Consider the following 17,391-nt stretch of genomic DNA (forward strand, 5'->3'; position numbering starts at 1 on the left):
TTGCCCATAGCCACACCATCGCAGCGGAACCACCACCCGTATCCGGCGAAGATGCTGCCCGCGATCGTCCGCCACGCCATCGACACCTTTACCGCGCCCGGCGACCTCGTGCTCGACCCCATGTGCGGCGTCGGCACCACCCTGGTCGAAGCCGTCCACAAGGGCCGCGACGCCCTCGGCATCGAGTACGAAACCCGGTGGGCCGAACTCACCGAAGCCAACCTCGCCCTCGCCGCCGACGACGGAACCGGGCGTAGTGAGGTGCACGTGGGCGACGCCCGTCAGGTGCTTCCCGACCTCGCCGGGCGCTACGCCGGGCGGGTCGGGTTGCTGGTGACCTCCCCGCCGTATGGGTCCAGCGTCCGCGCCCCGGGACAGCCGCGATCGCGCGAACCTCGCCCACCGCAGCCTGCCCACCTTATTGCGCGGGTTCACCGACATCCTGCGCCGCGCAGTACCGCTGCTGCGACCCGGCGGCGTCGTCGCCATCACCACCCGCCCCTTCCGCATCGACGGCGAACTCATCGACTTCCCGTCCCTCACGTTGGACGCGGCGATCAACGCCGGACTCGACCCCGTCCAACGCTGCGTCGGACTCCTCGCGGGACTGCGCGACGGCAAGCTCGTCTCGCGCTCGTCGTTCTTCCAACTCGACTACGTGCGCAAGCTCCGCGACCGCGGCGTGCCCGCCTGGGTCATCGCGCACGAGGATGTTCTCGTCCTGAGAGTCGGCCAGACCGGCACGAGCTCTGCCGCGGAACGGCCGACAGTCACGTAGACAGGACCATAGCTGTTCTGGCGACGCGGACGTGGCCGCCGACAAGCGTAGCGAGTATTCAGGCCGTGGTTGTGCAGCGAGACGACCGGGATGCCGCCGTGCGCGCAGTGCCGGCTGCACCTCGTTCGCGGTCACGGCGATGTCGCCGTTGATCACGGCGCGCTCCACCGGGGTTGGACGTTCAGCGCCGTGGTCACGCCTACCGCCGGGGATAGGGCGGGCGGGCCAAGCCCCACAACCCGGCCGGGGCGTCGCCGAGCTTCCCCAGCCTCGCACGGGTGCTTCGTCCAAGACCTCGGTCTGGATCTCCATCGTGATGCCGAACCGGGCCCCTCGGAGAATGGCCACGGCATGCGGGGACATGCGGGGGAATGCGGGTCGCGACGACGGATGTCGGTGCCGATCGCTAATGGATTCCTTTCCATCCATCGTCGGTGCGACGCGCCATCAGCGTAGTGCGGCCGTTTACGGTGAATGGCTCGGACGTTCCGCTCAAACCCTCGATGTGGAAGGAAAAGAAGACCCAGGCGACGTTGTCGATGACGTCGATCCGAACGTCGGAGACGGCCATGACGTGCACGTCACTGATGTCCGCGACAACACGATCGGAGTACTGGTCGATCGAAGCCTTACCCAGCACCGGCCGGTCCAGTTCGGCGGGGCAGTACACGGTTTCGTAGCTCGGGTCCCAGATCGATTGGAGGATGGCGGCGTCCCGGTTTACCCAGTCGGCCCGAAACATCTCGACAAGTGCGGCAACGTCGTCGGTGTCGTTCGCCATGAGACGCATGCTAGAACGTCAAGTATGGTCGAGGTCATCCGGATGCTGTCCATCCGCTGTGGATTCCTGGCCCGGCCGGACCAGTTCGGACATGTGACGGGGTCGGTCGCGGACGTGGCGCGGGGGCCGGGATCGGACGTTCCCGGCCCCCGCTTACCGGCAGCTACCAGTGAGCTCAGTGCCGTAGGCCGGCTTCCTTGAGTAGTGGCATCACCTTGTCACCGAAGTACTTCAGCTCCTCGTTGTAGTCGATGAGGCCGAAGATCATGCCTTCCATGCCCGCTTCGTTGAGCTTGCCGAGCTCCTCGGTGACCTGCTCGGGTGTGCCGATGATGGGGTAGCCGCCCCAGCCCGCGATGAAGCGTTCCTGCATCTGCCGCGCCGCGTGATCGAACGACTGGCTCGCGCCCGAGCCCGCGACCTTGATGATGTTGCCCGCCGCGTCCCAGTCGGCCTCGTCGAGGACCTGCTGGAAGGCTGCTTTCGCTTCGGCCTCGGTATCGCGGCAGACGATCAGGCCGTAGGTCATCACCTTGATGGCCCGGTTGTACTCCTCACGAGCCTTGCTCGTGATCATGTCGGTGTACGCCTTGATGTTCTCCAGCGTGTCCAGCGAGGCGAAGTTGATGTCGACGTTGCGCGCGGAGAACTCGATGCCGGCGGGCGAATTGCCTGCGTTGAGCAGCGCGGGCCGCGGAGCCTGGTGCGGCTTGGGGTAGGCCTCCAGGTCGAAACCCGTGAAGTAGTGCGTGCTCAGATCGAACGAGCCGGGTTCGGTCCACAGCTTGTTCACGAAGTCGATCCACTCCTGCCCGTACGCGTAGCGCTCGTCGTGCTCGCGCTGCTCCCGGCCGAACATCTCCATTTCCGGCGCGATCCAGCCCATCACCAGGTTGAGGGCGAACCGGCCGCCGGAGATGTGGTCGATCGTGGTGGCCGCCTTGGCAGCCAGGACCGGGTGAATGGTCGGCAGATGCGAGGTGGAACCGATCGCGATGCGCTCGGTCGCCTCTGCGAGCCCCGCTGCCCAGGCGTACGTCTCGTAATTGTTGCCGTTGAAGTTCGTCGAACCGCCGGTGCCCTTCCACTTCGCGATCGGCACGAGCACGTCGAAGCCGAGGTTGTCGGCGCGCTGGGCGATCTCCTTCGTGTGCTCCCAGGTGACCTTGTAGGTGCTCGGGGCATGCGACATGATCAGCCCGTAGGAGCAGTTGGTACCGAACAGGCCCAGCTTCATCTTCTGGTCGCCGAACAACGGGTTGGTCTTCGTGCGGTCGACCAGCGGCCGGGTCTCCTCCTCAGGGCGCGGGCCGGTGGGGGCCAGGCCGAGGCGGGTGTTGGCGCGTTCGGTAGGGATTGCGGTCATCGCTGTCCTCCTCGATGAGTTGCCGTGCGGTGGTCAGCCGAGCTGGAAGGGATCCCGGGTGCCACCGGTGAGCTCGACGAAGACGGATTTGTTCTCGGTGTACTCGTGCAGGGCATCGATGCCGTTCTCGCGGCCGAGCCCGCTGGCGCCGAAGCCGCCGAACGGCATGTTCGGCGCGATCACGCGATACGCGTTGACCCAGACCGTGCCCGCCCGGACCTTGGCGGCGACGCGGTGTGCGCGGTGTACGTCCTTGGTCCAGACGGCACCGGCCAGGCCGTACGGGGTGTCGTTGGCGAGCTTGAGCGCTTCCTCCTCGTCCCGGAACGTGTATGCGGCCAGTACCGGGCCGAAGACCTCCTCGCGGACGATCGTGTTGTGCTGGTTTACGTTCGTGACGACGGTGGGCTTGACGAACAGCCCGCCCCGCTCGGCGTCCGGCTCGCCGCCACACGCGAACGTCGCCCCTTCCGCCGCCGCGCCCTCCAGGTAGCCGAGCACCTTCTCGTACTGTGGCTGGTTGGCCACGGGGCCCATCTCGGTGTCGGGCTCTGTGGGGTCGCCGAGCTTGATGGTGCTCGCGCGTGCGACGACCTTCTCGACGAGTGCGTCGTGCACGTCGGCGTGCACGATCAGCCGGGACCCGGCCATGCAGGTCTGGCCGGTCGCCGCGAACACGCCCGCGACCAGGCCGTTGGCGGCCGCGTCGAGGTCGGCGTCGGGGAACACGATCTGGGGACTCTTGCCGCCGAGCTCCAGCGTCACGCGGTTGAGGTTCGCGACGGCGGCCTGCGCGACCTTGGCGCCGGTGGCCGACGAACCGGTGAAGGCGATCTTGTCGACGCCGCGATGGGAGGACAGCGCCTCGCCCGTGGCGCGATCCCAGCCGGTGACGACGTTGAGGACGCCCGCAGGCAGGCCCGCCTCGTGCAGCACCTCGGCGAACGCGACCGTCGAGGCTGGGGAGTGCTCCGACGGCTTGGCGACCATCGTGCAACCGGCGGCCAGCGCGGGCGCCAGCTTGAACGTGAGCAGGAGCAGCGGAGAGTTCCACGGTGTGATCGCGCCGACCACACCCACCGGCTCCCGGGTGGTGTACCCGAAGTAGTTGGCGTTGACTGGGGGGATCGTGCGGCCCTCGAGCTTGTCGGCCAGCCCGCCGAAGTAGTAGTACCACTGCGGCAGGCTCTTGAGCTGGCCGAGCATCTCGCGCAGGAGCTTGCCGGAGTCGTTGACCTCCAGGCGCGCGAGACGTTCGGCGTTGGCCGCGATCGCCGCACCGCAGGCGCGGAGGATCGCGGCACGCTCGAACCCGGTCATCGCGCCCCACTCGCCGTCGAGCGCGGTGCGGGCGGAGGCGACCGCGGCGTCAACGTCGTCGGGGCCTCCGTCGGCAAGGCGTGCCCAGGTCCGGCCGGTGTACGGGTTCAGCGAGTCGAAGGTCCGTCCGGAGCGGGCGTCGACCGATTCGCCGTGGATGAACAGCTTGAATTCTTCGGGTGCGACCGGTGAGGCGGGCGTCATCGACCTCTCCTTCAGGGATGCGGATACGGCGTTGCACGATCACCGCCGATGCGGGCAGACGCTAGGACGGCGGATCGGCCGGGGATATCCGCGCACCGCAGACGCCGGTCCGTTCCGTGCGAATTTCCGGCGGCGGGTGAAATTCGCACTCAGCGGATATCGTGATGCGCTGTCGCGCTAGTGCGGTCGCGCGCAGGCGGCTAGCCTCGACCACGCTGCGTCGGCGAACGATCGAGCCTGGCCCGCCGAAACACGGCACGAGGAGGTGTCGACGAGATGGCCACGGTACCGAGCGATGTGGCGATGGCACCGCCGCCCCAGCACTGCCTGTCCAGATTCCCGGTTCTCGACACGCGACAGCTGGACGAGGCGCGGGAGGCGGTCACCCGCGTGTACCTCGATCACACGCTCACCGCGCCCGGCGACCGCCTGGAAATGACCCTGAACGCGGTGTCCGACAAGCGGTTCACCCTCGGTTATCTGACCTACCGGTCGCGCGCGAAGCTCGTGATGCCGCCGACCGAGGACAACTACCACGTGAACCTCACGGTCACCGGGCAGACCGCCGCCAGCCGCACGGACGGGCAACGCGAGACGACGTCGGCGCGGGCTTCCGGAGTGATCCTGCTCCCCGACCAGGAGAACACGGTCCGCTGGTCGCAGGACGCCCAACAACTGATACTCAAGATTCCCCGGCACAGCCTGGAGGGTCATCTGGCCGGGCTGCTCGGCCACCCGGTCCACGAGGTCGTCGACTTCGACTTCGGCATCGACCTGGCCGGACCCGCGGGCAGCACACTGCTCGCCTCGGTCGAGTTCCTCGCCCGCGAGCTCGACCGGCCGGGTGGACTGGCCGAGATGCCGCTCGCGCGCGAACAGTACGAGGCGTTCATCGTGACCCAGCTGCTGCACGCAGGCAGGCACGAGTACACCGACGAGCTGACCGCCGCACCGGACCCGGTCCGGTGCAGCCGCCTGCGGCCGGTCATCGAGTACATTGAAGAGCACGCCGACGAACCCTTGACGCCGCAGGAACTCGCCAAGGTCGGCTGTATGAGCGTGCGCACCCTGCATACCTCGTTCCAGCAGAACCTCGGTGAGTCGCCGATGAGCCATCTGCGCCGAATCCGGCTCGATCGGGTGCGGGCGGAGCTGGAGCGGAGCGATCCGCAGCGCACGCGCGTCACCGATGTGACCTCGCGGTGGGGTTTCTACCACCAGAGCCGGTTCGCCCAGCAGTACCGGGAGCGCTTCGGCGAGCTGCCCAGCGAAACCCTGCGTGGCAGCGCGTCCTAGCCTCTCAACGGTCCTCGCCGCGCCGGAGGAGCGGCGTGATCCGGTAGTCCACCAGCTCCCTCATGGCCAGCGCGCTCTCGGTGCGCTCGACTCCGGGCACGGCGAGGATCCGCCCCGCGATCCGATACAGATCGTCCGCGTCGACCGCCACGACATGGACGTGCAGATCGTCCCGGCCGCTGATGCCCTGTACCTGCAGCACTTCCGGGGTCTCGGCGAGCGCCGCGGCGACCTTGTCGAGCCGGTTCTGGGTGACCGTCGTCCGCACGAAGGCCGTCAACGGATAGCCCAGCGCTTTCGGTGAGATCCGGCGTTCGAAGGACTCCAGGAGTCCGTGTTCGTCGAGGCGGGTCAGCCGGCTCTGCACGGTGTTGCGTGAAAGACCGGTCATCTCGGCGAGGACGACCGCCGTCGCTCGCGGCCGCTCGACCAGGGTCGCGAGCAGGCGGATATCGGTCGCGTCGAACTGGTCTGGGCTGGGCACGGATCGGACTCCCGACGGCCGCCGCCAACGGGGCGACGGCTACTCATATCGCCTCGTCACCGGCCAACTGATGGCCGAGCCGGCCTTGTTTGGTTCGCAGGTAGCGGACGTTGTGTGGATTCGCCGCGGTCGGCAGGCCGATCCGGCCGATGATCTCCAGACCGTGCCCGCCGAGTCCACGGTATTTGGCCGGGTTGTTCGTGATCAGACGCAGCCTGCGGACACCCAGGTCGGCAAGGATCTGCGCACCCACGCCATAGGTACGTGAATCGACGGGCAGCCCCTGCCTGAGGTTGGCGTCGACCGTGTCGAATCCCTGTTCCTGCAGCGCATAAGCCCGGATCTTGTGGGCCAGCCCGATGCCGCGTCCCTCATGGCCGCGCAGGTAGACGACGACACCGCACCCCTCCCTGGCGATCTCCGCCATCGCCTGCTCCAGCTGCGAGCCGCAGTCGCACCGCAACGAGCCGACGATATCGCCGGTGAGGCACTCGCTGTGCACGCGCACGAGCACACCGGATTCGGCCCGGTCCGCCGCGGTGACGTCGCCCCGGACGAGCGCGAGGTGCTCGGTGCCATCCAGCGTCGAGCGGTACGCGACGGCGCGGAACTCGCCGAACACGGTCGGTAGGGCGGCGGTGGCCATGTGCTCGATGAGCCGCTCGGTGGAGCGGCGGTAACGCACCAGGTCGGCGATGGTGAGGACCGGGAGTCCGTGTTCGGCGGCGAAGGCGTGCAACCGCTCGCCGCGCGCCATCGAGCCGTCCGGCGCGACGATCTCACCGATCACGCCGACCGGCGGCTGACCGGCGAGCGTCAGTAGGTCCACCGCCGCCTCGGTGTGCCCGGCCCGGACGAGCACGCCGCCGTCGCGGGCGCGCAGCGGGAAGACGTGCCCCGGGCGGCGCAGGTCCTCGGGCCTGGTCCCGGGGTCGGCCAGCGAACGCAACGTGCACGCGCGGTCCGCGGCGGACACCCCGGTACCGGCGTCGCGATGATCGACCGTGACGGTGAACGCGGTGGCCTGCGAATCGGTGTTGTCCGCGACCATCTGGGACAACCGCAGCGTGTCGGCCCGGTCTCCTGGCATCGGCGCGCACACGATCCCGGTGGTGTGCCGGACGATGAACGCGACCTGCTCGGCGGTGACCGTCCCGGCGCCGACGATCAGATCGCCCTCGTTCTCCCGGTCGGCGTCGTCCAGCACGACGACCATCCGACCCCCGGCAAGCGCGGCGATCGCTTGCTGCACGGTGCCGGTGGACGGGAGCGGGGAGATGGCACCGGGATCGGAGGAGTACGTCATCGCGGCTCCTTTTCGCTGGTCCGTGCTGCGGACGCTATTGCCACCTTGGCCCGCCGGGCTATCCGGAGAACGCGCGTCTCTATCCACCGGGCGAGGATCACGGGGGTGGCGGGATGGCGTGTGGCGGATACCGATCCGCGGTCCGCGGATAGTCGACCGGCGTTCCGGCCTCGTAGCCTGCGGCCCATGGACGACGGGACGTACGCTGACGTACTCGAATCGGCCGCGGTGTCGCCCGGCCGGATGCGGGACGTCCTCGGGCATTTCGCGTCCGGGGTTGTGGTGATCACGGCGATCGACGCGGCGGGGCCCGCCGGATTCACGTGCCAGTCCTTCGCGTCGCTGTCACTCGATCCGCCGCTGGTCAGCTTCTCACCGGCGCGAACGTCGACGACCTGGCCGAAGATCCGGAAGAGCGGACGGTTCTGCGTGAACGTCCTGGCGGAGGGACACGAAGAGGTCAGCAACCGGTTCGCCCGCTCCGGCATCGACAAGTTCGCGGGTGTGGGGTGGCAGCGCAGCAGGTCGGGACTCCCGGTGCTCGACGACGTGTGTGCTTGGATCGAATGCACCCTGCACGACGAGTTCGACGGCGGCGACCACACCATCGCGGTGGGCCGCGTGCAGGGGCTGGCCACGGGGAGCGAGCGTCCACCCCTGCTGTTCCATCGCGGCGGTTACGGCGTCGCCGGAACCGGGAGCTCATCATGATGCGCGTGGTTGGTGTGGTCGGCGGGCCGGAACCGGGAGGGCGTACCCGCACCACCGTGGCCTCGGTGCTGCGGGGCGTTCGCGACGCCGACACCGAGCTGGTGGAGCTGAGCCAGACCGGCCTGGACACCGCCACGGACGCGATCGACGCGGCCGACGCGGTCGTCTTCGGCAGCCCGGTCTACCGCGCGACCTACAGCCAGCTGCTGAAGGATCTGCTCGAGTCCACCGGCCGAGGCCAGTGGGGTGAGACAAGCGCGCCGCTGCTGGGCAAAGCGGCCGCCACGGTGCTGACCGGGGCCAGTCCGCACCACTTCCTGGCGACGAACGACCTGCGCAATGTGCTGGCCGGTTTCTTCGCCGCGCAGGTGCTGTCGCCGGGTCTGTATCTCCACCACGGGGATTTCGACGACCGCGTCACGCTTGCCGGGCCGAGCGCCGAACTCGCCCGCCAGCACGGCGAGGCACTCGGCGAGCTCGCCGCCGCCGTCCGGTTGTCCACGGCGTTGCGCACAATGGCGCCCCAGGTCTGAGAACCTGCCTGGTCATCTTCGTGGAGTGTCGCGCCGGTGAGAACCCCGTTGCGCACTCACGAGGGCAACCGGGCCGCGCGGTAGAGGTTGCTCGGCAGCGCATGCCCGACGGCGTGTTCCACGACGGCGACCGCGTCGAGGACCCGGTCCAGATCGAGGCCGGTGCCCACGCCGGACTCCTCGAGCAGGTAGACGAGCTCCTCGGTGGCGATGTTGCCGCTCGCGCCCGGCGCGAACGGGCAACCACCCAGCCCGCCGACCGACACGTCGAGCTGGGTGACGCCGGCCTGGACGGCGGCCAGCGCGCACGCCAGGCCCGCGCCCCGGGTGTTGTGCAGGTGCACACCGAGCTCCACGCCAGGGCACGCGGTGCGTACCGCGTCGACCAGTTCGACGAGTCGTCCCGGGACCGTGGTGCCGATCGTGTCGGCCAGGCACAGCCGGTCGGCGCCGAGCCGTACGGCGCGCCGGGCCACGTCGACGGTCCGCGCCACGGGGGTCCGCCCGTCGAACGGGCAATCCCAGGCGCACGCCAGGATCGCCTCGCAATCCCCGCCCGCGTCGTGCGCGAGGCGTGCGATCTCCGCGGTCGCGTCGACCGCGCGCCGGGTGGGACGTCGCGCGTTCGCCTGGCTGTGCCCTTCGGAGACCGAGATGACGTACTCCAGCCGCGGCAGTCCGGCTGCGACCGCGCGCCGTGCCCCGCCGGACCCGGCGACCAGTGCGGAGAAGCGGAGCCCCGGCCACCGGCCGAGTTCGGCGGCGAGTGCTTCGGCGTCGGCGAGGGCGGGCACCGCGGTCGGCGACACGAACGACGTGGCCTCGATACGGCGCACCCCGGTCGCGGCGATCGCGTCGAGGATCTCGAGCTTGGCCGTCAGCGGCAGCGGGGCTTCCAGTTGCAGTCCGTCCCGCAGGCCGACCTCGCGGAGGTCGACAGCGGCGGGCAGGGCGAGGGACATCGCGCTCCTCAGCTCCTCACGTGTGGCCGTCAGATGACGCCGGCGGCGGACAGGTCGGCCAGGGTTTCCTCGGACACGCCGAGCAACCCGGTCAGCACCTCGCCGTTGTGTGTGCCGGGGCGGGGCGGTCCCGCCCAGCGCACGGTGCCCGGGGTGCGGTCGAGTTTCGGCATCAGACCGGGCCCCAGCACGTCGGCGCCGATCGCCTCGTCGTAGTGCGGCAGCAGCATCTCGCGCGCCTGGAACTGCGGGTCGGCCACCACGTCGGCGACCGTGTTGACCGGACCGACCACGACCCCGGCGTCCTCCAGCAGCGCGGTCACCGTGCCTGCGTCGTGCCGGGCCGCCCATTCGCCGACGATCGCGTCGATCTCGTCCTGGTTGCGGCCGCGCGCGTGGTGCGTGGCGAACCGAGGATCGGTGCTGAGTCCGGGGCGGCCCATCGCGGTGCACAACCGGGCGAACACGGTGTCCTGGTTCGCGGCGATGATCAGCCAGCGACCGTCCGCACACCGGTACAGGTTCGACGGCGCCAGCCCGTCCAGGCGGGTGCCACCGGGGCCGCGAACGTGGCCGGTGGCGGAGTAGTCCGGAATCGTCGACTCCAGCAGCGCGAGGCACGCGTCGGCCAGAGCCACGTCCACGACCTGCCCGCAGGCGCCCGGCGTGCCGGTACGGTCGCGGGCGTACAGGGCGGTCAGCACCCCCTGGGCCGCGAACATCCCGGCGATCGAATCGCCGAGCGACAGCGCCGCCCGTGGCGGCGGCTCACCGGGAAATCCGTTCAGGTGCCGCATGCCCGCCACCGCTTCAGCCACCGAGGCGTACCCCGGCCTGCCGCTGTGCGGACCGGTTTGGCCGTAACCCGACACCCGCGCGAGCACCAAGCCGGGATTTCGTTCGCTGAGCACGTCGTAGCCGAGTCCCCACTTCTCGAGGGTGCCCGGGCGAAAGCTCTCGACCACCACGTCGGTGGTGGCGACCAGGTCGAGGAACAGCTCGCGGCCGCGGTCGACGCGCAGATCCAGCGTGACGCAGCGCTTGTTGCGGGCATGCACCGTCCAGAAGAAGCGGTGCCCGTCGCGTTCGGCCTGGCCCCAGTCGCGCAACGGATCGGGACGGTCGGGATCCTCGATCTTGATCACATCGGCGCCGTGATCGGCCAGCAGCCGACCGCAGAACGGGCCTGCGATCAGCGTGCCCAGTTCCAGCACGCGGACTCCGTGGAGTGCGGGGCGGAGGTACTCGTCGTCGGACACCCTGCCGACGCTAAGCAGCGACCGCAGCCCCCGGCTATCCGGTCACGGCCACGGGATATCCGCGCAGTGCCGGGCATTCGCGGGCCCGCGCACGTCACCGGGCATGCCGCGGTGGCACGACCGCCGCCCGCTGTGCAGAATGCGCAGCCGCCCTCGAGTCCGGCCTGGCCGGGATGAGCAGATTGCACGGCCCGGTATGCCCAGGTTGTGCGTCACGCGCTTGCGGGTTGCAATCCCGGTGCGTCGTCCGTCTGGAGGAGGTGGAGCCCGATGTTGAGTCCTGCGACGTAGGCGCGGCGATCAACGATGCAAACCCGGCGAAGCTGCAGGCGCTCTACGAATCGCTGCATCTGGGGATGACATACAACCATAAGGAACAGGCGGTTGATTTGGTGATTCGGCCTAGCCGTAGGGATTGTGCTGGTGTCCGAGGGGGGACTTGAACCCCCACGCCCGTTAAGGGCACTAGCACCTCAAGCTAGCGCGTCTGCCATTCCGCCACTCGGACTTGCGTGGTGAATAGAGTAGCCGATGCCCGAGGCCCCGCGTACCGGGGGTCCACCCACCTGGCCTCAGGAGTCTCACCTGCACCAATGATAGGAATGACGGGTGACCGAGTCGAACCTGATCGATACAGCCGCCGATGATGCCGTCACGCTGACCAGCGAGCTGATCCGCATCGACACGACCAATACGGGTGACCCCGCGACCCTGGTGGGGGAGCGCGCGGCGGCGGAGTACGTCGCGGAACGGCTCACCGACGCCGGGTACGAGATCACCTACGTCGAGTCCGGCGGCAAGAACCGGCACAATGTCATCGCCCGGTTGCCCGGCGCCGATCCGAGCCGGGGCGCGCTGCTGGTGCACGGTCACCTCGACGTGGTGCCCGCCGACGCCTCCGAGTGGTCGGTGCACCCGTTCTCCGGGGCGATCCAGGACGGCTACGTGTGGGGCCGGGGCGCGGTCGACATGAAGGACATGGTCGGCATGAGCCTCGCGCTGGCGCGGCACTACAAGCGGCATGGCATCGTCCCGCCACGCGACATCATCTTCGCGTTCGTCGCCGACGAGGAGGCAGGCGGCAAGTACGGCGCCCAGTGGCTGGTGGACAACCGTCCCGAGCTCTTCGAGGGTGCGACCGAGGCGATCAGCGAGGTCGGCGGGTTCTCGGTCACGCTCAAGAACGACGTGCGCACCTACCTCATCGAGACTGCGGAGAAGGGCATCCGCTGGATGACGCTGCGGGTGCGCGGCACCGCAGGTCACGGCTCGATGATCCACCGCGACAACGCCGTCACGAAGCTGTCCGAGGCCGTCGCCCGGCTCGGCAACCACCGCTTCCCGCTCGTGCTCACGGACTCGGTGCGCGAGTTCCTCGCCGGGGTCACGGAGATCACCGGCTGGGACTTCCCCGAGGACGACCTCGATGGTGCGGTGGCCAAGCTCGGCAACATCTCCCGAATGATCGGGGCGACGCTGCGCGACACGGCCAACCCCACCATGCTGAGCGCCGGCTACAAGGCCAACGTCATCCCCTCGAGCGCCGAGGCCTCCGTCGACTGCCGCATCCTGCCCGGCCGGATCGAGGCGTTCGACCGCGAACTCGAGGAGATCCTCGGCCCGGACATCGAGAAGGAGTGGATGGAGCTCCCGCCCGTCGAGACGACCTTCGACGGTGCCCTGGTCGATGCGATGACCGCCTCGGTGCTCGCCGAGGATCCAGGGGCCCGCACCCTGCCCTACATGCTCTCCGGCGGCACCGACGCGAAGGCGTTCCAGAGGCTCGGCATCCGCAACTTCGGTTTCGCACCCCTGCGGCTGCCGGCCGAGCTGGACTTCTCCGCCCTCTTCCACGGCGTGGACGAGCGGGTCCCGGTCGACGCACTGCGCTTCGGCACCCGGGTGCTCGACCGTTTCCTCCGCTCCTGCTAGTCGCGGCGCTAGGGTCACTTCAGGACGGTTTCTGACCTGAATGTGAGCGAGTCTGGAGCCATGGCCAACACGAGCGCGCGGATGCTGCGGCTGCTGTCCCTGCTGCAGACGCATCGGTACTGGCCGGGCAGCGACCTGGCCGACCGGTTGCAGGTCAGCGAGCGAACACTGCGGCGCGATATCGACCGGCTGCGCGACCTGGGCTATCCGGTCGAGGCGAGCCGCGGCGTGGCGGGCGGCTACCAGCTCCAGTCGGGCGCCGCCATGCCGCCGCTGCTCGTGGACGGCGAAGAGGCGGTCGCGATCGCCATCGGCCTGCGCACGGCTGTCGGCGGAGCCGTGGACGGCATCGAGGAGACATCGGTGCGCGCGCTGACCAAGGTCGTCCAGGTCATGCCGCCACGGCTGCGCCGCAGGCTTGACGCGCTCCGGACCTACACGGTGCCCGCCCCGATGGGCGAAGGGCCACGGGCCGACCCACTCGCGCTGACGGTGCTCGCCCAGGCGTGCCGGGACGACGAGCGACTGCGGTTCGAGTACACGGCACGCGAAGGTGAGCGGACGAGGCGGCTGGTCGAGCCTCACCGCCTCGTGTCGCTCGGGCGCCGCTGGTATCTCGTGGCCTGGGACGCGGAACGGCACGGCTGGCGGACCTTCCGGGTCGACCGGCTCAGCGATCCCGTGGCGACCGGAGCGCGCTTCCGCCAGCGCGAGCTGCCCGGCGGTGACGCTGTCGCGTTCGTCCGGCACCAGATCGCGGCGGCCCCGACGCGGTACCGGGTCGAGCTGCTCGTGCGGGCACCGGCCGCCGACGTCGAGCGGGTCGTCTCACACTGGGGGGACGTGGACGCCGTGGAGGAGGGTTCCTGCCGTCTGACGATGAACGTCGACACCTTCGACTGGCCGGCGTTCGTCCTGGCCGCGGTCGACGCCGACTTCGACGTCATCGGGCCGTCCGAGCTGCGCGCCTACCTGCGCGCCCGGGGCGAACGATTCCTCCGTGCCGCGGAGGCGGAGGTCAGGTGATGAGGCCAGGCAGCCCGGCACTGGCGAGCGACCGGCGCCGACGCAGCCATACCCGGCGGGTCCCGTCGGCGTACAGCCGCACGTTCGACAGCTCCCAGCCGGAGAACTCGGCCTGGATCGAGAGCTGGATCGCGGCGGAGAGGCGGGTCACGCCGGGCGGCAGCTGCAGCCGGCGGTACTCCCAGTCCTCGTCGATCACCACTTCGGTATTTGTCATGGCGCGATCACCTGGATCCCTTCTCCGGCTGCCGAACCGACGACGACCCGCGAGGACTGTTCATCGACGGTAACCGAGTTCGGCTGGCGAACGGTGGGGAAGCGGTACTTCTCCCGGGGCTCGCCGCCGCGGATATCGAAACCGACCACCTCGTTGCGCTCGGTGAGCGTGACCCAGGCCAGCCCGCGCTCGCGGTCGTAGGCGATCCCGTAGGCGCCGCCGGGCACCGGGTAGCGCTGGCGCAGCAGCAACGGCTCGGTCGAGAAGGCGAGCAGCGCGCTCGCGCGGGTGTCGACCACCAGCACCCGACCGAAGGAGTCCGCGACGGCGTTTGTCGCGCCCTGCCCGGCGCGCAGCCCTTCCTCGATCGTGCCGCCCGTGACGTCGACCTCGAACAATGCGGTCCGCAGCCGGTCGAGCACGACGGCCTTGCCGCCCGCGACGAGCACGTCGTCGGCGCTGTAGAGCTGCCCGCTGATGGTGTCCGCCGGCCGGTCGCCGTCGAGCACGGTGACGCCCTTGCCGCCGCGCACCGCGACCAGCGTGCGCCCGTCCGTGGTGGTCGCACCCGCGGGCCCGCCCTCGACGGTGACGACAGCGGCCTCTCCGTCCGGCACGGAGATCCGGGCCAGCCGTCCGGCTTCGGGCATGCTCGCCAGGAGTTGCCCGCCCGACATCCTGAGCTGCGCCACGCGGCCGGGTACCTCGACCTGCCTCGGCGCTGCGCCGAGGTCGTCCAGGTCGTACAGCAGCACGGACGGCGGTTCGGCTAGGGCGACGGCGAGCGTGCGGCTGGCGGCGTCCACCGCCAGCGCGGTGATGTCGGTGTCCTGGGCCAGCACGGTTCCGGCCGGGTCGGCCGAGGCGGCCGGGGAGGTGGGCGCGGTCGCGGCCACCGGATCGGCGACCACCTGCAACGGGTCACTGTCACCGGCACTGTCGTTGGCGGAGCACCCGTTGAGCAGCAGCGCGCACACCAGCGCGGTCACGGCCAGCGGGGCGGCGGCGAGCCGGCGCACGGTCAGGTCCTCCTGGAGCTTGAAATCGAACAGTTGTCCTTCAGGATCCCGCAGGATCGCCGCGGAGTCACGTGGGCGTCACCACAACGCCATCTCGGGTCACCGTGGCCACCGCTCCGGATAGCCGAACTCGATCGCGCTCACGTCGTCGAGCGCCGCCCGGATGGCCCGCGGCAGTGTGAGCTCCTCGGCCGCGAGCGAGCCGGCGAGCTGGCCGGTGTCGCGGGCACCGACCACCGGCGCGACGACTCCGGGCCGGTCGCGCACCCAGGCCAGCGCGACGGCCAGCGGTGACGTGCCGAGGCCGTCGGCGGCTGTGGCGACCGCCTCCACGATGCGGCCCGCCCGTTCGGTGCGATGCTGCTCGACGTAGCCGGCGTAGGTGCTGGACGCGCCCCGCGAGTCCGCGGGAGTGCCGGAGCGGTACTTGCCCGTGAGCACGCCCCGCCCGAGCGGTGCCCACGGCAGCAGGCCGATCCCGTGGTGGGCGGCGGCGGGCGCCACCTCCCGTTCCACACTACGCTCCAGCAGCGAGTACTCGACCTGGGTGGAGACGATCCGCTGCCGGCGCAGGCCCTGTGCGGCGGTGGCAAGCTGCCAGCCCGTGTAATTCGCCACCCCGGCGTAGCGCACCCTGCCGCTGTCGACGGCGAACTCCAGCGTGGCGAGCGTTTCCTCCAAGGGCACCGAGCCGTCCCACGCGTGCAGCTGCCACAGGTCGACGTGGTCGACACCGAGCCTGCGCAGTGAGGCGTCGAGCGCGGACAGCAGCGCACCGCGGGAGGCACCACCGCCGAACGGGCCGTCGGTGCGCCGCGCGACCGCCTTCGTGGCCAGCACGATGTCGTCACGAGGCACCAGGTCGCCCAGGAGGGAGCCGAGTATCCGCTCGGCCTCACCCTCGGCGTAGATGTCGGCGGTGTCCACCAGCGTCCCGCCCGCGTCGACGAACGACACGAGCTGGTTCGCCGCCTCTTCGGCGTCGGTCTCGGTGCCCCACGACATGGTTCCCAGGGCCATCCTGGACACCCTCAGGCCGGAGGCCCCGAGCTGCCGGTTCTCCATGAGCGATCACCCTAACCTCCGTCGGGGATCACTCTTGACCAAGGCGAGTGAGGTGACGATCAACCGCCCGATAGTGTCGGCGTCCGTGCGATTGGGATTGAACCTCGGATACTGGGGCGCGGGCAACGACGCGTCCAACCTGGCACTCGCCAAGCATGCGGACACTCTCGGCTACTCGGTCGTGTGGGTGGCGGAGGCCTATGGCTCGGACGCGCCGACGGTGCTCGCGTGGATCGCGGCGCAGACCTCGGCCATCGACATCGGCAGCGCGGTGCTGCAGATTCCCGCGCGGACGCCCGCGACCACCGCGATGACCGCCGCGACACTGGACACGCTCTCCGGCGGCCGGTTCCGCCTCGGACTCGGGGTGTCCGGCCCGCAGGTGTCCGAAGGCTGGCACGGTGTCCGGTTCGGCTCCCCGCTGGGACGCACCCGCGAGTACGTCGACATCGTTCGCGCCGCACTGCGCCGCGAACGGGTCCGCTACTCCGGCGAGCACTTCCAGCTGCCGCTGCCGGACGGACCGGGCAAGGCGCTGGCGCTGACCGTGCACCCCGTCCGGGACCGGATCCCGACCTACCTTGCCGCGATCGGACCGCGCAACCTCGAACTGACCGGGGAGATCGCCGACGGCTGGCTGCCCGTCTTCTTCTCGCCCGCGCACGCCGCCGGGCACCTGCAGCACCTGCGTGCCGGTGCGGAGAAGGCCGGCCGCGGCCTCGACGGCATCGACATCGCGCCGACCGTGCCGCTGGTCACCGGCGAGGACTGGCGGACCTGCGCGGACGCGGTTCGCGCCTACGCCGCGCTCTACCTCGGTGGCATGGGCAGCAGGGAACAGAACTTCTACAACCGGCTCGCCTGCCGGATGGGCTTCGAGGCCGAGGCCGCCGAGGTCCAGGAGAAGTTCCTCGCCAAGGACCGCGCGGGAGCGATGGCCGCGGTGCCACTTGAGTTCATCGACGCGACCGCCCTGCTCGGGCCCAAGGAGCGGATCGCCGAGCGGATGACCGCGTTCGCCGAGGCCGGCGTGACCACGCTGACGGTGGCGCCGTACCTGCCCGATCCGGACAGCTCCGCCGCCGCGCTGCGCGCGGCCGTGGAGGCCGCCGAGCTCGCCGGGGTCGCCTGA

At 70.0% G+C, this 17,391-nt stretch carries 17 protein-coding genes, 1 tRNA gene and 1 pseudogene; 8 read left to right on the plus strand and 11 right to left on the minus strand.

The annotated features are described in order from the left end of the window. Positions 1–51: 51 nt before the first annotated feature. Together JAP66_RS32120 and JAP66_RS32125 are read left to right on the plus strand one after the other, a co-directional pair. Positions 52–303: pseudogene (locus JAP66_RS32120) on the plus strand (TRM11 family SAM-dependent methyltransferase); the annotation flags it as partial. Between the two features lie 46 nt (positions 304–349). Continuing rightward, positions 350–778 (plus strand): hypothetical protein, encoded by a 429-nt coding sequence (locus tag JAP66_RS32125; protein ID WP_235999044.1) that lies wholly within the window; start codon positions 350–352, stop codon positions 776–778. Positions 779–1,184: 406 nt separating this feature from the next. Here JAP66_RS32125 and JAP66_RS13440 read toward each other — a convergent pair whose 3' ends face one another. The 3 genes from JAP66_RS13440 to JAP66_RS13450 form a co-directional block, all read right to left on the minus strand. Then, positions 1,185–1,559: a YybH family protein gene (locus tag JAP66_RS13440; protein WP_199432051.1), complete on the minus strand. Its 375-nt coding sequence runs from the start codon at positions 1,557–1,559 to the stop codon at positions 1,185–1,187. Between the two features lie 175 nt (positions 1,560–1,734). After that, entirely contained in the window at positions 1,735–2,925 is a 1,191-nt protein-coding gene (locus tag JAP66_RS13445) for an LLM class flavin-dependent oxidoreductase (protein WP_199432052.1), read from the minus strand. 33 nt (positions 2,926–2,958) lie between these two features. Continuing rightward, positions 2,959–4,449 (minus strand): aldehyde dehydrogenase, encoded by a 1,491-nt coding sequence (locus JAP66_RS13450; RefSeq protein WP_199432053.1) that lies wholly within the window; start codon positions 4,447–4,449, stop codon positions 2,959–2,961. A 276-nt stretch (positions 4,450–4,725) separates the two neighbouring features. On the opposite strand from JAP66_RS13450, the gene JAP66_RS13455 reads away from it, so the two are divergent. After that, positions 4,726–5,745, plus strand: coding sequence for an AraC family transcriptional regulator (locus tag JAP66_RS13455; RefSeq protein WP_235998994.1), 1,020 nt, complete (start codon positions 4,726–4,728; stop codon positions 5,743–5,745). A 4-nt stretch (positions 5,746–5,749) separates the two neighbouring features. On the opposite strand, the gene JAP66_RS13460 is transcribed toward JAP66_RS13455, so the two are convergent. After that, entirely contained in the window at positions 5,750–6,229 is a 480-nt protein-coding gene (locus JAP66_RS13460; RefSeq protein WP_199432054.1) for an Lrp/AsnC family transcriptional regulator, read from the minus strand. Positions 6,230–6,272: 43 nt separating this feature from the next. Continuing rightward, entirely contained in the window at positions 6,273–7,535 is a 1,263-nt protein-coding gene (locus tag JAP66_RS13465) for a bifunctional 3,4-dihydroxy-2-butanone-4-phosphate synthase/GTP cyclohydrolase II (protein ID WP_199432055.1), read from the minus strand. Between the two features lie 186 nt (positions 7,536–7,721). On the opposite strand from JAP66_RS13465, the gene JAP66_RS13470 reads away from it, so the two are divergent. Together JAP66_RS13470 and JAP66_RS13475 are read left to right on the plus strand one after the other, a co-directional pair. Beyond that, complete coding sequence (locus JAP66_RS13470) at positions 7,722–8,246, plus strand: flavin reductase family protein (RefSeq protein WP_199432056.1); 525 nt, start codon at positions 7,722–7,724, stop codon at positions 8,244–8,246. Continuing rightward, positions 8,243–8,779 (plus strand): NAD(P)H-dependent oxidoreductase, encoded by a 537-nt coding sequence (locus JAP66_RS13475; RefSeq protein ID WP_199432057.1) that lies wholly within the window; start codon positions 8,243–8,245, stop codon positions 8,777–8,779. Before JAP66_RS13470 ends, JAP66_RS13475 begins: the two co-directional genes overlap by 4 nt. A 56-nt stretch (positions 8,780–8,835) precedes the next feature. Here the strand turns inward: JAP66_RS13475 and JAP66_RS13480 are convergent, their stop codons facing one another. From JAP66_RS13480 to JAP66_RS13490, 3 genes are all read right to left on the minus strand, one after another. Next, positions 8,836–9,741: a hydroxymethylglutaryl-CoA lyase gene (locus JAP66_RS13480; RefSeq protein WP_199432058.1), complete on the minus strand. Its 906-nt coding sequence runs from the start codon at positions 9,739–9,741 to the stop codon at positions 8,836–8,838. A gap of 29 nt (positions 9,742–9,770) precedes the next feature. Further along, complete coding sequence (locus JAP66_RS13485) at positions 9,771–11,000, minus strand: CaiB/BaiF CoA transferase family protein (protein WP_199432059.1); 1,230 nt, start codon at positions 10,998–11,000, stop codon at positions 9,771–9,773. A 421-nt stretch (positions 11,001–11,421) separates the two neighbouring features. Further along, positions 11,422–11,508, minus strand: a tRNA-Leu gene (locus tag JAP66_RS13490). Positions 11,509–11,609: 101 nt separating this feature from the next. Here JAP66_RS13490 and JAP66_RS13495 point away from each other — a divergent pair. Then, positions 11,610–12,932: a M20/M25/M40 family metallo-hydrolase gene (locus JAP66_RS13495; RefSeq protein WP_199432060.1), complete on the plus strand. Its 1,323-nt coding sequence runs from the start codon at positions 11,610–11,612 to the stop codon at positions 12,930–12,932. A gap of 60 nt (positions 12,933–12,992) precedes the next feature. Next, positions 12,993–13,958, plus strand: a complete 966-nt coding sequence (locus JAP66_RS13500; RefSeq protein WP_199432061.1) for a helix-turn-helix transcriptional regulator — start codon at positions 12,993–12,995, stop codon at positions 13,956–13,958. Here JAP66_RS13500 and JAP66_RS13505 read toward each other — a convergent pair. The 3 genes from JAP66_RS13505 to JAP66_RS13515 form a co-directional block, all read right to left on the minus strand. Then, positions 13,951–14,175: a DUF5703 family protein gene (locus JAP66_RS13505; protein WP_199432062.1), complete on the minus strand. Its 225-nt coding sequence runs from the start codon at positions 14,173–14,175 to the stop codon at positions 13,951–13,953. The two genes, JAP66_RS13500 and JAP66_RS13505, sit on opposite strands and share 8 nt — an antisense overlap. Next, entirely contained in the window at positions 14,172–15,194 is a 1,023-nt protein-coding gene (locus JAP66_RS13510) for a YncE family protein (RefSeq protein ID WP_199432063.1), read from the minus strand. The genes JAP66_RS13505 and JAP66_RS13510 overlap by 4 nt, the downstream gene beginning before the upstream one ends. A gap of 99 nt (positions 15,195–15,293) precedes the next feature. After that, on the minus strand, positions 15,294–16,259 hold the full coding sequence (locus JAP66_RS13515; RefSeq protein WP_199432064.1) for an aldo/keto reductase: 966 nt from the start codon (positions 16,257–16,259) through the stop codon (positions 15,294–15,296). An 85-nt stretch (positions 16,260–16,344) separates the two neighbouring features. Here JAP66_RS13515 and JAP66_RS13520 point away from each other — a divergent pair, with 85 nt between their 5' ends. After that, positions 16,345–17,391, plus strand: coding sequence for an LLM class F420-dependent oxidoreductase (locus tag JAP66_RS13520; RefSeq protein ID WP_199432065.1), 1,047 nt, complete (start codon positions 16,345–16,347; stop codon positions 17,389–17,391).

Origin of the sequence: Qaidamihabitans albus (assembly GCF_016464705.1) — a bacterium.
GTDB classification, from domain to species: domain Bacteria; phylum Actinomycetota; class Actinomycetes; order Mycobacteriales; family Pseudonocardiaceae; genus Qaidamihabitans; species Qaidamihabitans albus.